Origin of the sequence: Streptomyces sp. NPDC002057, from assembly GCF_040296665.1 — a bacterium.
Taxonomy (GTDB): domain Bacteria; phylum Actinomycetota; class Actinomycetes; order Streptomycetales; family Streptomycetaceae; genus Streptomyces.
In genome coordinates this window covers 54,181-67,130 of the sequence record NZ_JBEOXR010000012.1, presented here as the reverse complement: position 1 = coordinate 67,130, position 12,950 = coordinate 54,181, and the positions used below count along the sequence as shown (strand labels likewise).

The following is a 12,950-nucleotide window of genomic DNA, read 5'->3' as shown; positions in this document are numbered from 1 at the left end:
AGGTGACGTTACGTTTTTGTTATTTTAGGGGAGGGGGTACGGTCCTGTCGGAAGCGACGACCGGGAAGGGGCCACGGCGATGGTGCGGGCCAGAAGCGAGGAGCGGCGGGCGGACATCCTCCGCGCCGCGCTCGAAGTGATCGCCGAGCGCGGCTACCGGGGCGCCACCCTCGGCTCCGTCGCCGAGCGGGTCGGTCTCACCCAGCAGGGCCTCCTCCACTACTTCCCGACGAAGGAGGCGCTGCTCGTCGCCGTCCTGGAGGAGCGCGACCGCTGGGACACGAGCGGCGGCCGGGACCGCGAGGGCTGGCGGCTCGACCTGCTCGACTCCCTCGTCGAGTACAACGCGATGCGGCCCGGCATCGTGCAGACCTTCTCCGCGCTGCTCGGCGAGAGCGTGACGGACGAGCACCCGGCACGCGCCTTCTTCACCGAGCGGTACGAACAGGTGAGGGCGAGCATGGCGCAGGTCCTGCGCCTGGAGTTCGGCGACCGGCTGCCGGGCGGGCTCACCCCCGAGCGGGCGGCGCCCCTCCTGACGGCGGTGATGGACGGCCTCCAGTACCAGTGGCTCCTGGACCCCTCGGCGGTGGACATGCCGGCCGCCTTCCGCGACTTCCTGGGCCTGCTGGCCGGGGGTGACGGCGGCGACGGCGGCGGGACGGGCTAGACCGGCCGTGGCCACGAGCGCCCTCCTGGGGCCGCCGCGGGGGACGGCGGGGACGGTGCGCCGGTCCCGGGGACTCCCCGGCGGCGGGCGGGCGGGATGATGGGGGCCATGATCGTCGCAGCCACCCAGTTCGCCCCGGTCGCCGGGGACATCGCCGCGAACGTGCGGACCGCCGCCTCCCTGATCCGGGCCGCCGGGGCCGGGGGAGCCCGTGTGGTCGTCTTCGCGGAACTCTGCCTCAGCGGGTACGAGCCGACCCTGATCCGGGACACCCCCGGGCTCGTCCTCACCGAGGACGACCCCCGGCTCGATCCCGTACGGGAGGCCTGCCGCGCGGTGTCGGCGGCCGCCGTCGTCAACGGGCCGGTGCGGACGGCGGACGGCCGGCCCGCGATCACCTCGCTGGTCGTCGGCCCGGACGGCGGACTCCTCGCCCGCTACGACAAGCAGCACCTGTACGGGATCGAGCGGGAGGTCTTCGCGCCGGGCACCGCCGACGGGCGGTTCGAGCTCGACGGGGTCCGGTTCGCGACGGCCACCTGCTACGACAACCGCTTCCCCGGAGTGGCGGAGCGCGCGGCCGCCGACGACTGCGCGGTCTATCTGGCGAGTTCGGTGCTCGCGGCCGACAACGACTCGTTCGAGAAGGTGTATCCGGCGCGGGCCGCGGAGTTCGGTCTGCACGTGGTACTCGGCAACGTCCTGGGGCCGAACGAGGACGGCGTGGGCGCGGGCCTGGCCGGGGCCTGGGGCCCGGACGGCGAGCGGATCGCGGACGCGGGCGGCACGGAGCCGGGGTTCGTGCTCGCCGAGGTCGGCTGAGCGCGGGCACGGAAGAGCCGGGCGGCCGTGGGACAACGGCCGCCCGGCCTCGGGGCGCGCGTCACGGAACCCCCGGTCCGCGACGGCGCCCCGCCCCCGTGACGGGGCGCTCAGGCCCTTACGGGGCGCTCAGGCCCAGCGTGTACGCGCCGGAGCCGCTGTACGCGTGGACGAGGTAGCGGTAGTACCCGGCGGTGCCGTTGTAGCTGGTGTCCTCGTTCGCGGTCGCCGTGCCGCCGACGGCCACGTCCACCCAGCCCGCGCCGTTCCACTTCTGCAGGTAGAGGTCGTAGTCCTTGCCGGCCGGACCGCGCAGGCAGCCCACGTGGGTGCCGGAGGTCGCCGAGTAGTAGTACGAACCGTCCGGCTGGACCGCGGTCTGACCGGAGGTCAGGCTGCCCTGGTAGCTGTGCTCGGTGGCGGCGCAGCCGGTGGGCGGGGTCGTGGTGCCGACCGACAGCTGGTAGGTGACGGTGTGGGTGGCGGAGCCCGTGCCGGTGACGGTGATCGGGTAGGTGCCGTTGGCCGTGCCCGCGGCGACCTGCACGGTCATCGTGGACGAGGAGCCGGAGGTCACGGAGCTCGGGCTGAAGGAGACGGTGACGCCGCTCGGGGCGCCGCTCGCGGAGAGCTGGACGGTCTGCGCGCTGCCGCCGGTGGTGCTGGTGTTCACCGTGGAGGTGACGGAGGCACCCGGCTGGACCGAGCCCGAGGACGGGTTCAGGGCGAGGGAGAAGTCCGGGGTGGTGGTGCCGCCGCAGTCGGTCTCACCGGACTGGGCGGGGACGCCGATCGCGTTCCAGGCCGCCTTCACCGCGTTGCACTCGACGGCGCCGTAGGTGTTCTTGGCGGTGGTCAGGGTCGCCCGGCGGGCGGCGAGGTGGTTCCAGGAGGAGGTCTTCAGGAGCAGGGCGCCCATGAAGATCTTGCCGGCCTTCTGGATGCCGATGCCGGTCACGGAGGAGGGGCCGCCGGAGCAGATGGGGCTGCTGGGCTTGCCGCCGCCCGGGTTGGAGCCCTCGGCGAGGAGGTAGAACCAGTGGTTCTGCGGTCCGGCCGCCGCGTGCACCTCGGTGCCCGAGCTCAACTGGGGGTAACAGTTGGGGTCGTTGTTGATGAGCGACGGGTTGTACATGTTGCGGATCGGCTGGTTGTTGCCGGTGAAGTTCAGCTCCTCGCCGACCGTGTAGTCCGGGGTGTCGTTCGGGTTGTTGGCGTAGTGCTCGGTGAGGGCGCCGAAGATGTCGCCGGTGGACTCGTTGAGGCCGCCGTTCTCGTTGGAGGAACCCGCGCTGCCGGGGGTCCGGTCGAATATCTCGTGGCCGTACTCGTGCGCCACGACGTCGATGCCGGTGAGCTGGTTGGTGCCGTTCTGGTTGCGGCCGTACGTGGTCTTCGTACCGTCGTAGTACGCGTTGACCTGGCTCAGTCCGGCGCGGGCCGGGACCATGCCGCCCTGCCCGTTCTGGCCGTTGTAGCCGAACCACTCCTTGAGCATGGAGTGTTCCTTCTGCGCCGCGTACATGATGTCGACGCAGGCGGTCACCAGGTCGTTGGCGCCGTTGTTGCCCCACGGGGAGGAGCCGGTGTACGCGCTGCCGTTCTGGCCGCCGCACTTGAAGCCGCCGCGGCTGGTGTCCGTCATGGAGCCGGCGGCGGTGTCGATGGTGACGTTGCCGTTGTGGTAGCCGCGGCCGTCGGCGTGCAGGATCTTGTCGGTGGCCTGCGCGACCGCGCCGGTACGGGCGTCGACGTAGGTGTCGAGGGAGCTCGGCGCGTTCTTCGCGGTGCGGCCGACGACCAGGGTGTGCCAGGTCAGCACGGCCTTGCCGCCCTTGAGGAGGACGGTCAGCTCGGGGGCGTCCGCGGACTCGACGGAGGCCAGCTGCGCCCGGGCGGTGGCGAGGGCGGCGGCGGCGGTCACCTTCGCGGTGGTGGAGACCTTGATGGTGGGCGCGGGCGCGCCGGTGACGTCCCTGACCTTGCCGGAGCTGTCGGAGAGGACGACCGCGTCGCCGCCCCCGGCGACGGGGAGGCCGCGGTAGGTGCGCTCGTAGGCGGTGTAGTAGAGGCCGTTCGACCAGGGGGTGACGGCGGTCCGGACGAGCTCCTCGTCGGCGCCGTGCCGCAGTTCGTCGAGACCGCTCGCCGCGGCGCCGTCGGCGGCGGCGAGCGCGAGGGACCTGCCGTGGCCCGGGGGTACGGGCTGCGCCTGCGGGGCCGCGGTGGCGGTGCCGGCGAGGGCGGTCGCGAGGCTCGCCGAGAGCGCCAGGGCGGCCACGGCCGCCGTGAGTCTGCTGGGGTGCAACGTCTGCTCCGATCAGGGTGGGATCGTGGTGGGGGAGACGGATCGTGGCGCCGAGTATGGGCGTGGACATGGCCAGTTCGGGACATCTCACGCGGCATAAGACGCGGGTTATGGTGCGGCCGCGCGGTGCTGCGTACGCTGCTGCAATGCAGCTGGAGTTGAGGCATCTTGAGGCCGTCTGCCGGATAGCGGAAGCGGGCAGTCTGGGGCGTGCCGCCGGGCGGCTCGGGGTCTCCCAGCCGGCCCTCTCCGCGCAGCTCCGCCGCATCGAACGGGTCGCGGGCGGGGAACTCTTCCTCCGCGGCCGGCACGGCGTCGAGCCCACCCCGCTGGGCGAGTTCGTCCTCTCCAAGGCGCGGCTCGTGCTGGGTGAGATGGACGCCCTCGCCGCCGGGGCGCGGGCCGCCGCCCCGCACACCCCGCTGCGTCTCGGCTGCATCCTGCTCGTCCTCGTCGACGGGCTGCTCGGCCAGTTGGAGCGGGTCATGGCGGGCCAGGACATCTCGGTGACCGTGGAGCACTCGGCGACGACCCTGACCCGGCAGCTCGGCGCGGGACGGTACGACGCCGTGCTCTACGGGGAGGTCAACGAGCACGAGGTGACCCTGCCTGAGGGCACGGCGGCGCGGACTCTGGTGCCCAAGGAGCCGTTCTGCGTGCGGCTTTCGGCCGCGCACCGGCTCGCCGGGAAGGAGCGGATCGCGCTCGCCGAGCTGGCCGGCGAGTCCTGGATGAGCCTGGTGGAGGACGACGACGGCGGCCCCGAGGCACTGGTCGCGGCCTGCGCGAAGGCCGGTTTCACGCCCTCGCTACGGCACCGGGTCGCCGACCGGAAGATGCACTACGGCCTGATCGCGGCGGGCCGGGCGATCTCGCTGAGCCAGCCGACGGCCCCGTACGCGGAGGGCACGGTCCTGCGTCCCCTGGAGGGCGATCCCGTCCTGGGACGGATCCGGCTCGCCTGGAACAAGGCGGCGGTCTCCGCCCCGCAGACGGAGCTGCTGTACCGGGCGGCGGTCGACGCGTATCTGGCGAACGTCGACAACAACGCCTTCTACCGGACGTGGTGGGACGCGCGGCCGGAGCTGCACCCGGCCCTCGGAGCCTGAGGCGCGCGGACCGGGGTCGCTCCGGCCGTCCGCTCCGCCGGGGAGGCCGGACCCGCTCGTCTAGAGCCGGTACGCCTGTCCGTAGACCTGCCACCTCAAGGGGGTGTCGAGGTCCAGGTTGCCGTCCTCCAGGAACGTCCGCAGGGCCGAGTCGACCCGGCTGGTGTCGCCGTCCCTGCCCTTCGCCTCGATGGCGGCGCGGTGCGCGTCGAGGAAGACGTCGAGGTACCGCTCCTCGGTGCCGCCCTCGGCCGGGGTGTCCGCCTCCGCCAGGGCGCGTTCCCTCAGTTCGTAGAAGCCGTTCGCCGTGGTGTCGGGCCCGTGGTAGACCATCGCGTCGTAGTACGCGAACTGCCCCAGGGTGCCGAGGCCGTCGAGCTTCGCCAGGCGCACCGCGGGGTCGAAGTAGACCCGGTCGCGCTCCGCCTCCTGGGCCTCGCGGAACGCCCCGTCCCTCGCCTCCGCCCGCCAGGCCGCGGCGAAGCCGGGGTCCAGGCCCTCGTGCGAGTCCGTGCCGTCCACCGTGCGCAGGGCGGGGAGATACCGGGCCAGCCCGTTGCCGGGACGCTCCTCGGTGTAGCGCTCGACGAGGGTGAGCAGATCGTGGGTTCCCGTACAGAATCCGACGATTCCCGCCGTATAGCCCTGCCCGTCCCCGATGTCCTTGATGGACCCGTACGTGGCACGCCAGTCGAGAGTGGAGTGGACGGCGCTCGCCACGATCCTGCCCGCGAGTTCCTTCTTCGCCGGCTCGGCCAGGCCGGGGGGCACGGTGTCGGCCTCCGCGCCGTCCGCGCCCTCCGCGCCCTCCGCCAGCGCCTTCACCGCCTGGCGCGACTGCGCGGACGACGCTCCGATCGGCGCGTCACCGTCCGGACTTCCGGAGACGAGGAGGTAGGCGACCGCCGTCGTGACGACGGGGACGGTCACGAAGAGCAGGAGTCCGGCGCGTTTCATGGCGGACAGACTAATCGGGTCGCGAGTTGGGCCAGTTTCGGACAGATCTGAAGCTTCACAGAAAATCCAGAACTGGCGGAAACAACTTCACGACAACCACATGCGCTACCCTCATGCCCCCCGGGCACAGTGGGACACAGGGGGCGTTCGAACCGGTGCGGGTTCGATCCTGTGCACAGGTACGTCGATCCGGGGGCCGTCAGCGCGCCCGAAACATGCCCTTGGGGAAGTGCTACGCAGTGGAAAACTGGCTCAATAACGACCAACCTGATGGACGGAACGCAGGTCACGCACGGCCGCTGCCCGTGCCCCCCGCCCCGGACGCCGACGCACCCGGCCACACGCACGACCCCGGCGAGGTCACGGTCCAGCTCGACGCCGTCCGCATGGGCGGCGGCGGCCCGTCGCTCCGGCCGGCCGTCACGGTCCCCGAGCCCCGCCGGGCACCCCAGGGCCCCGTCTTCGTCGACGAGTCCGGCCGTCGCGGCCGTCGCTTCCGCCACCTCGGCACCGTCGTCGGCGTCGCCTGCGCGGCCTACGCCGTCGTCATCGTGGCCACCCTGCTCACGGGCAACTCCGCCGCCCCCTGGGTGCCGCTCCCCGAACAGGGACAGGCCGTACCGGCCGAGCGGGGCGAGGCCTCCCCCTCGCCGACCCCACCGGCGGCCCCCTCCCCCACCACGAGCACCCCCTCCGCGCCGACGACCACGAGCGACGGGGACAGGCGCTCCGTGGCGCCCGTCCGAACGGCCGACTCCTCGGCGAACACCCCGGAGCCGACGACGCCCGCCCCCACGGCGAGCACCGCGACGCCCACCCCGCGGACGACCACCGAGAGCCCCGGGCCCGACTCCTCCGGCACGCCCACCACCACGCCGACCACGCCCGCCCCCACGGGCACGCCCACCACCGCGCCGGCCACCACCGCTCCCACCGGCACCACCGCGCCCGAGACGACCGCGCCGCCCGTCGCGTCCGGCTCCGTCGCGCTCGGCCACAGCCGTCCGGCGTCCGCCGGGCAGGACCACGTCCCCCCTTCCCCAGAGATCATCCTGTGACCCCACCCCGCACCCACCGGCGCCGCCGCGCTCCCCGCGGCGCCCCGGGCGGCCTTCGCCGCTCCCTGCCCCTTCGCTTCGTCCTGCCCTCGCTGCTTCTCGTCGCCGTGATCACGATGCTGATGCTGCGCGGCTACGTGCACAGCGAGATCCTCGCCGACCACCGTGTCCGCGGCGGGGTCGCGACCGGACAGGTGCCGCAGGAGGTCCTGGAGGGCGGACCGGTCCTCGACACCCGGGGCGAGCGGGCGACCAGCCTCGGCGTGCCCGACCACAGCCTCGTCCTCACCTTCGACGACGGTCCGGACCCCACCTGGACCCCGAAGGTGCTCGACGTGCTGAAGAAGCACCGCGCGCACGCGGTCTTCTTCGTCACCGGCACCATGACCTCGCGCCACCCCGAGCTCGTCCGCCGCATGGTGGCCGAAGGACACGAGATCGGCCTGCACACCTTCAACCACCCCGACCTCTCCTTCCAGTCCCAGCGCCGGATCGACTGGGAGCTGTCCCAGAACCAGCTGGCGATCGCCGGCGCGGCCGGCATCCGCTCGTCCCTGTTCCGGCCCCCGTACTCCTCCTTCGCCGACGCCATGGACGACGCGTCCTGGCCGGTGACCGAGTACGTCGGCACCCTCGGCTACCTCACCGTCGTCAACGACACCGACAGCGAGGACTGGCGCCGGCCGGGCGTCGACAGGATCATCCGCAACGCCACTCCCGAGGACGGCGAGGGCGCCATCGTCCTCATGCACGACTCCGGCGGCGACCGCGGCCAGACCGTCCGCGCGCTGGACACGTTCCTGCCCCGGATGCAGGAGGAGGGCTACCGCTTCCAGACCCTCACCGAGGCGCTCGACGCGCCCAGCGCGAACACCCCCGTCACCGGCCCGGATCTCTGGAAGGGCAGGGCGTGGGTCTTCATGGTCCAGGCCTCGGACCGGCTCACCGACGGGCTGGTCGTCGTCCTGGCGGTCATCGGTGTCCTGGTCTTCGCCCGCTTCGGCCTGATGCTCGCGCTGTCGGGCGCCCACGCGCACCGGGTGCGGCGCCGGAACTTCCGCTGGGGTCCCGTACCGGTCACCGAACCCGTGTCGGTGCTGGTGCCCGCGTACAACGAGGCCGCCTGCATCGAGAACACCGTGCGCTCCCTCATCGACAGCGAACACCCCATCGAGATCATCGTCGTCGACGACGGTTCCAACGACGGAACCGCCCGCATCGTCGAGGACATGGGGCTGCCGAACGTACGCGTGGTGCGCCAGCTCAACGCGGGCAAGCCGGCCGCGCTCAACCGGGGCGTCGCGAACGCGCGCCACGACCTGATCGTGATGATGGACGGTGACACCGTCTTCGAACCGGCCACCGTGGGCGAGCTCGTGCAGCCCTTCGCGGACCCGCGGGTCGGAGCGGTCGCCGGCAACGCCAAGGTCGGCAACAGGGACTCGATGATCGGGGCCTGGCAGCACATCGAGTACGTGATGGGCTTCAACCTGGACCGCCGGATGTACGACATGCTGCGCTGCATGCCGACCATCCCGGGCGCGGTCGGGGCCTTCCGGCGCTCCGCGCTCGAACGGGTCGGCGGCATGAGCGACGACACGCTCGCCGAGGACACCGACATCACGATGGCCCTGCACCGGGACGGCTGGCGGGTGGTGTACGCGGAGAACGCGCGCGCCTGGACCGAGGCCCCGGAGAGCGTCCAGCAGCTGTGGTCGCAGCGCTACCGCTGGTCCTACGGCACGATGCAGGCGATCTGGAAGCACCGCCGCGCCCTGGTGGAACGGGGGCCCTCGGGCCGGTTCGGCCGGGTGGGGCTGCCGCTGGTCTCGCTGTTCATGGTGGTGGCCCCGCTGCTGGCACCGCTGATCGACGTGTTCCTGCTGTACGGCCTGGTCTTCGGCCCCACCGAGAAGACCGTCGCCGCCTGGCTGGGCGTCCTGGCGGTCCAGGCGGTCTGCGCCGCCTACGCGTTCCGGCTGGACCGGGAGCGGATGACGCACCTCGTCTCGCTGCCCCTCCAGCAGATCCTCTACCGGCAGTTGATGTACGTGGTCCTGCTCCAGTCGTGGATCACCGCGCTCACCGGCGGCCGGCTGCGCTGGCAGAAGCTGCGGCGCACCGGAGTGGTCGAGGCAGCGCCGGGTGCGGTGCCGCAGCAGCAGCAGGGCACGGGAACGACGGCACGCGATCGGGGGCACGTCGGATGACGACGCACGAACGGACACCGGAGGGGCTGACGTCACCGGGCGCGCCGGGGTACCTCCCGGCGGGAGGCACCCCGGCTCCGGGGCCCTCCCCCGCTCCGGTCGCCCCGAAGCCGGGCCGTGACCGCTATCTGGACCTGCTGCGTTCGGTGGCCCTGGTCCGCGTGGTGGCGTACCACCTCTTCGGCTGGGGCTGGCTGTCGCTCGTCTTCCCCTCCATGGGCGTGATGTTCGCGCTGGCGGGCCTGTTGATGGCGCGCTCGCTCGACCGCCCGGCACGCCAGGTGATCATGGGCCGGGTGCGTCGACTGCTGCCCCCGCTGTGGGCGTTCGGCGCGGTGGCGCTGACGCTGATCCTCATGAACGGCTGGAATCCGGTGAAGGACCCGGACGAGGGCGGCACTTGGGGCCTGGTCCGGCTGCTCACGTACGTGGTGCCCGTCGGCGCTCCGCCGTACCCGGCCGCCGACGACTGGGCGACGCAGGCGGCGGGGCCGCTCTGGTACCTGCGCGCCTACCTGTGGTTCGTGGTGGCATCGCCGCTGCTGCTGTGGGCGTTCCGCCGCGTCCCGTGGGCGATGCTGACGGCCCCGCTCGGGCTGACGGCGGTCCTCACGACCGGCCTGGTCGACCTTCCCGGCGAGGCCGGCGAGGGAGTCACCGACTTCGTCGTGTACGCCTCCTGCTGGATGCTGGGCTTCGCCCACCACGACGGGCTGCTGAAGCGGATCCCCCGGTACGCCGCGGTGTCCTGGGCGTTCCTGTCGATGGCGTTCGGCCTCTGGTGGGCGTCGGGCCATCTGGGGTCCGAGGGCTGGGACCTCAACGAGATCCCGCTGGCACAGGCCACGTGGTCGTTCGGGTTCGTGGTGATCCTGCTCCAGTACGCCCCGTCCTGGCAGCGGTTGCCGGGGCGGCTGGCGAAGTGGGACGCGTTCGTCACCCTGTCCAACAACCGCGCGGTCACGATCTACCTGTGGCACAACCTCCTGATCGGCGTCGCGGAGGTGATCGTCGACAAGGGGTACGAGCTGCCGTTCCTGGACAGCGACCGGGGCAACGCGGCGCTCGACGCGACGTACACGATGTGGAGCTTCGTCGTGGTCTGGCCGCTGATCGCCCTGGCGGTCCTCGCGTTCGGCTGGATCGAGGACCTCGCCGCACGGCGGGCGCCCCGGCTGTGGCCGGACGGGACCCCGAACCGGGCCGCCCGGCGGGCGCGCCGGGCGTAGTCCGGTCGGCCGGGCAGGCGCCCGGCTCCTCAGCGGGTCGGGTCGTGCGCCTCGCGGCCGCCGTCGGAGGAGAGCAGCCGGGCGCCGTCACGGGAGCCGCCGTCCCGGTCGTCGCCATCCCGGTCGTCGCCGTCCCGGTCGTCGCCGGACGTCTCGCCCCGCAGGTCACGCGCCATCAGGGTGGCGCCCGCGACGGCTCCCGGCATCAGGAGGACCGCGACGAAGGGCACCAGGAAGGCGAGGGTCAGCGGAACGCCGAAGCCGAGGACGGCGAGGCGGCGCCCGCGCAGCAGCCGCAGCCGCTCCTTCAGCTCGACGCCCCGGCGCTGGAGCGCGACGGCCGCCAGCTCCTCGGTGAGGAAGAAGCCGGAGACGCAGAAGCCGACGACGGGCACGACGGTCTGGCCGACGACCGGGATGAAGCCGCAGGCGAAGAGCAGGATGCCGTAGAACGCGACCCGCAGCAGGACCCGCAGGCTGTCACGGGCCGAGATCCACAGCTCGCGCCAGAGCGGGAGCCCGGACTCGGGCACCTCGCCGCCCTCGCTGCGGTCGACCTCCTCGGAGAGCGACTCGTAGAAGGGCTGGCCGACGAGCAGGGTCACGGCGGTGAAGGTGATGACCGCGAGGAAGAGCCCGAAGGCGACGACCAGGGCGGTCAGGGTGCCGCGGAAGATGTCGATCCAGGGCGAGGTCCAGTCGTCGGCGAACGGGGTCGCCCAGGCGGCCAGGTCGTCGGCGCCGTAGCCGAGACCGACGAGCGCGCCCGCGTAGAGCACGAGGGTCACCAGCCCCGGCAGCAGTCCGAACCCGAACCACCGTCCGTGCCGGCCGACCCACTTCTGGCCCTGAACCAGGTACTTGAAACCCACCCCGAGATCGCGCATGGGGTCACTGTAACGGTGCCGCGCAGGTCAGCCGTGCGACGTCCGGCCGGGCGTACGAGGGGCCGGCCGGTACGCGAAGAGGACCGCACCCCCGGGAGGGGATGCGGTCCTCGTTCGGTGCCGCGGGTCGTGCGGGCCGGAATCAGACGGCGAGCTCGACCGTGATGTTGCCGCGGGTCGCCTTGGAGTACGGGCAGACCTGGTGGGCCTTCTCGATCAGGCTCTTGGCGGTCTCCGCGTCCACGTTCGGGATGGTCGCCGAGATCTTCACGATGATGCCGAAACCGTCGTCGTTCTTGCCGATGCCGACCTCGGCGGTGACCGTCGAGCCGGAGATGTCGGCGTTCTCGTTGCGGGCGACGACGCCGAGCGCGCCCTGGAAGCAGGCGCTGTAGCCCGCCGCGAAGAGCTGCTCGGGGTTGGTGCCCTGGCCGGAGCCGCCCATGGCCTTGGGCGGGTTGACGACGACGTCGAGCTGACCGTCGTCGGTGGCGACACGGCCGTCACGCCCGTTCTCGGCGGTGGCGACGGCGGTGTAGAGAACGTCGGAGTGCTGGATCGACATGCGAGGTACTTCCTTCATGGGTTCGCCGCGACTCGCGCCCACGATCGCGACGGCTGAGGGAAGACTAACGGGTCACCGAGACGATCATCTTTCCGGTGTTGTCGCCGCGGAGCAGTCCGAGGAAGGCGTCGACGCCGTTCTCGATGCCGTCGACGAAGGTCTCGCGGTGCTTCAGCTCGCCGGAGGCGAGCCAGCCGCCGACCTCCTGGACGAACTGCTGCTGCAGCCCGTAGTGGTCGCCGACGAGGACGCCCTGGAGGCGCAGCCGCTTGCCGATGATCATCGCCATGTTGCGCGGACCGGGGACCGGCTCGGTGTCGTTGTACTGGGCGATCATGCCGCAGATGGTGGCGCGGCCGTGCACGTTGAGCGAGGAGATCGCGGCTTCGAGGTGCTCGCCGCCGACGTTGTCGAAGTAGACGTCGATGCCGTCCGGGGCGGCCTCGCGGAGCTGGTCCTTGACCGGGCCGTTCTTGTAGTTGAAGGCGGCGTCGAAGCCGAGCTCCTCGACGAGGAACTTCACCTTCTCGTCGGAGCCGGCCGAGCCGATGACGCGCGAGGCGCCCTTGAGTCGCGCCATCTGGCCGACCTGGCTGCCGACGGCCCCGGCGGCGCCGGAGACGAAGACCGCGTCGCCCTCCTTGAAGGAGGCGACGTCGAAGAGGCCGGCGTAGGCCGTGAGGCCGGTCATGCCGAGCACGCCGAGGTAGGCGGAGAGGGGGGCGAGCGCCGGGTCGACCTTGGTGGCGTGCTGGGCCGGGACGTCGGCGTACTCGCGCCAGCCGAGGCCGTGCAGGACGTGGTCGCCCACGGCGAAGCCCTCGGCGTTGGAGGCGATGACCTCACCGACGGCGCCGCCGTCCATGGGGTGGTCGAGCTTGAACGGGGGGATGTAGGACTTCACGTCGTTCATGCGGCCGCGCATGTACGGGTCGACGGAGAAGTGCAGGTTGCGCACGAGGACGCGGCCCTCGGCCGGCTCGGTGACCGGGGTCTCGCGCAGGGCGAAGTCGGCAGGGGTCGGCCAGCCGTGCGGACGGGCGACGAGGTGCCACTCACGGCTGGACGCGGGAAGAACGGACATGAGCACGGCCTCCAGGGAAAGCTTCAGAAAGCGAAAGGTTCACTGACTCAA

At 72.2% G+C, this 12,950-nt stretch carries 11 protein-coding genes; 6 read left to right on the top strand and 5 right to left on the bottom strand.

The features are described 5' to 3' along the window. Positions 1-79 precede the first annotated feature (79 nt). Positions 80-670 carry a TetR/AcrR family transcriptional regulator gene (locus ABT129_RS13010; protein WP_351900227.1) on the top strand — a complete coding sequence of 197 codons (591 nt, stop codon included), beginning with the start codon at positions 80-82 and terminating at the stop codon, positions 668-670. Between the two features lie 108 nt (positions 671-778). Further along, the gene (locus tag ABT129_RS13005; RefSeq protein WP_351900226.1) at positions 779-1,492 is read left to right on the top strand and encodes a carbon-nitrogen hydrolase family protein; all 714 of its coding nucleotides are present in this window, start codon (positions 779-781) and stop codon (positions 1,490-1,492) included. Between the two features lie 118 nt (positions 1,493-1,610). Here ABT129_RS13005 and ABT129_RS13000 read toward each other — a convergent pair whose 3' ends face one another. After that, positions 1,611-3,800, bottom strand: coding sequence for a M4 family metallopeptidase (locus tag ABT129_RS13000; protein WP_351900225.1), 2,190 nt, complete (start codon positions 3,798-3,800; stop codon positions 1,611-1,613). Positions 3,801-3,946: 146 nt separating this feature from the next. On the opposite strand from ABT129_RS13000, the gene ABT129_RS12995 reads away from it, so the two are divergent. Beyond that, entirely contained in the window at positions 3,947-4,909 is a 963-nt protein-coding gene (locus tag ABT129_RS12995) for a LysR family transcriptional regulator (RefSeq protein WP_351900223.1), read from the top strand. 60 nt (positions 4,910-4,969) lie between these two features. Here ABT129_RS12995 and ABT129_RS12990 read toward each other — a convergent pair whose 3' ends face one another. Beyond that, positions 4,970-5,866 (bottom strand): chitosanase, encoded by an 897-nt coding sequence (locus tag ABT129_RS12990; RefSeq protein ID WP_351900221.1) that lies wholly within the window; start codon positions 5,864-5,866, stop codon positions 4,970-4,972. 305 nt (positions 5,867-6,171) lie between these two features. Between ABT129_RS12990 and ABT129_RS12985 the strand changes: the two genes are divergently transcribed. From ABT129_RS12985 to ABT129_RS12975, 3 genes are all read left to right on the top strand, one after another. After that, positions 6,172-6,924, top strand: coding sequence for a hypothetical protein (locus ABT129_RS12985; protein WP_351900219.1), 753 nt, complete (start codon positions 6,172-6,174; stop codon positions 6,922-6,924). Between the two features lie 116 nt (positions 6,925-7,040). Then, on the top strand, positions 7,041-9,134 hold the full coding sequence (locus tag ABT129_RS12980) for a bifunctional polysaccharide deacetylase/glycosyltransferase family 2 protein (RefSeq protein WP_351900379.1): 2,094 nt from the start codon (positions 7,041-7,043) through the stop codon (positions 9,132-9,134). Then, complete coding sequence (locus ABT129_RS12975) at positions 9,131-10,363, top strand: acyltransferase family protein (RefSeq protein ID WP_351900217.1); 1,233 nt, start codon at positions 9,131-9,133, stop codon at positions 10,361-10,363. Before ABT129_RS12980 ends, ABT129_RS12975 begins: the two co-directional genes overlap by 4 nt. Positions 10,364-10,392: 29 nt before the next feature. Here the strand turns inward: ABT129_RS12975 and ABT129_RS12970 are convergent, their stop codons facing one another. The 3 genes from ABT129_RS12970 to ABT129_RS12960 all read right to left on the bottom strand — a co-directional run bounded on the left by ABT129_RS12970 (position 10,393) and on the right by ABT129_RS12960 (position 12,899). Then, positions 10,393-11,250 (bottom strand): EI24 domain-containing protein, encoded by an 858-nt coding sequence (locus ABT129_RS12970; protein WP_351900215.1) that lies wholly within the window; start codon positions 11,248-11,250, stop codon positions 10,393-10,395. Positions 11,251-11,392: 142 nt separating this feature from the next. Beyond that, a complete protein-coding gene (locus ABT129_RS12965) occupies positions 11,393-11,815 on the bottom strand; it encodes an organic hydroperoxide resistance protein (protein WP_351900213.1) in 423 nt (140 codons plus the stop codon). 64 nt (positions 11,816-11,879) lie between these two features. Continuing rightward, positions 11,880-12,899, bottom strand: a complete 1,020-nt coding sequence (locus ABT129_RS12960) for an NADP-dependent oxidoreductase (protein WP_351900211.1) — start codon at positions 12,897-12,899, stop codon at positions 11,880-11,882. Between the last annotated feature and the right edge of the window lie 51 nt (positions 12,900-12,950).

Excerpts from the sequence above, each read along its gene's own strand:
- ABT129_RS12970 (WP_351900215.1), bottom strand. The coding sequence starts at position 11,250 with ATGCGCGATCTCGGGGTGGGTTTCAAGTACCTGGTTCAGGGCCAGAAG.
- ABT129_RS12975 (WP_351900217.1), top strand. The coding sequence starts at position 9,131 with ATGACGACGCACGAACGGACACCGGAGGGGCTGACGTCACCGGGCGCG.
- ABT129_RS13005 (WP_351900226.1), top strand. The coding sequence starts at position 779 with ATGATCGTCGCAGCCACCCAGTTCGCCCCGGTCGCCGGGGACATCGCC.
- ABT129_RS12990 (WP_351900221.1), bottom strand. The coding sequence starts at position 5,866 with ATGAAACGCGCCGGACTCCTGCTCTTCGTGACCGTCCCCGTCGTCACG.
- ABT129_RS12965 (WP_351900213.1), bottom strand. The coding sequence starts at position 11,815 with ATGTCGATCCAGCACTCCGACGTTCTCTACACCGCCGTCGCCACCGCC.
- ABT129_RS12995 (WP_351900223.1), top strand. The coding sequence starts at position 3,947 with ATGCAGCTGGAGTTGAGGCATCTTGAGGCCGTCTGCCGGATAGCGGAA.
- ABT129_RS12980 (WP_351900379.1), top strand. The coding sequence starts at position 7,041 with ATGCTGATGCTGCGCGGCTACGTGCACAGCGAGATCCTCGCCGACCAC.
- ABT129_RS12960 (WP_351900211.1), bottom strand. The coding sequence starts at position 12,899 with ATGTCCGTTCTTCCCGCGTCCAGCCGTGAGTGGCACCTCGTCGCCCGT.
- ABT129_RS13010 (WP_351900227.1), top strand. The coding sequence starts at position 80 with ATGGTGCGGGCCAGAAGCGAGGAGCGGCGGGCGGACATCCTCCGCGCC.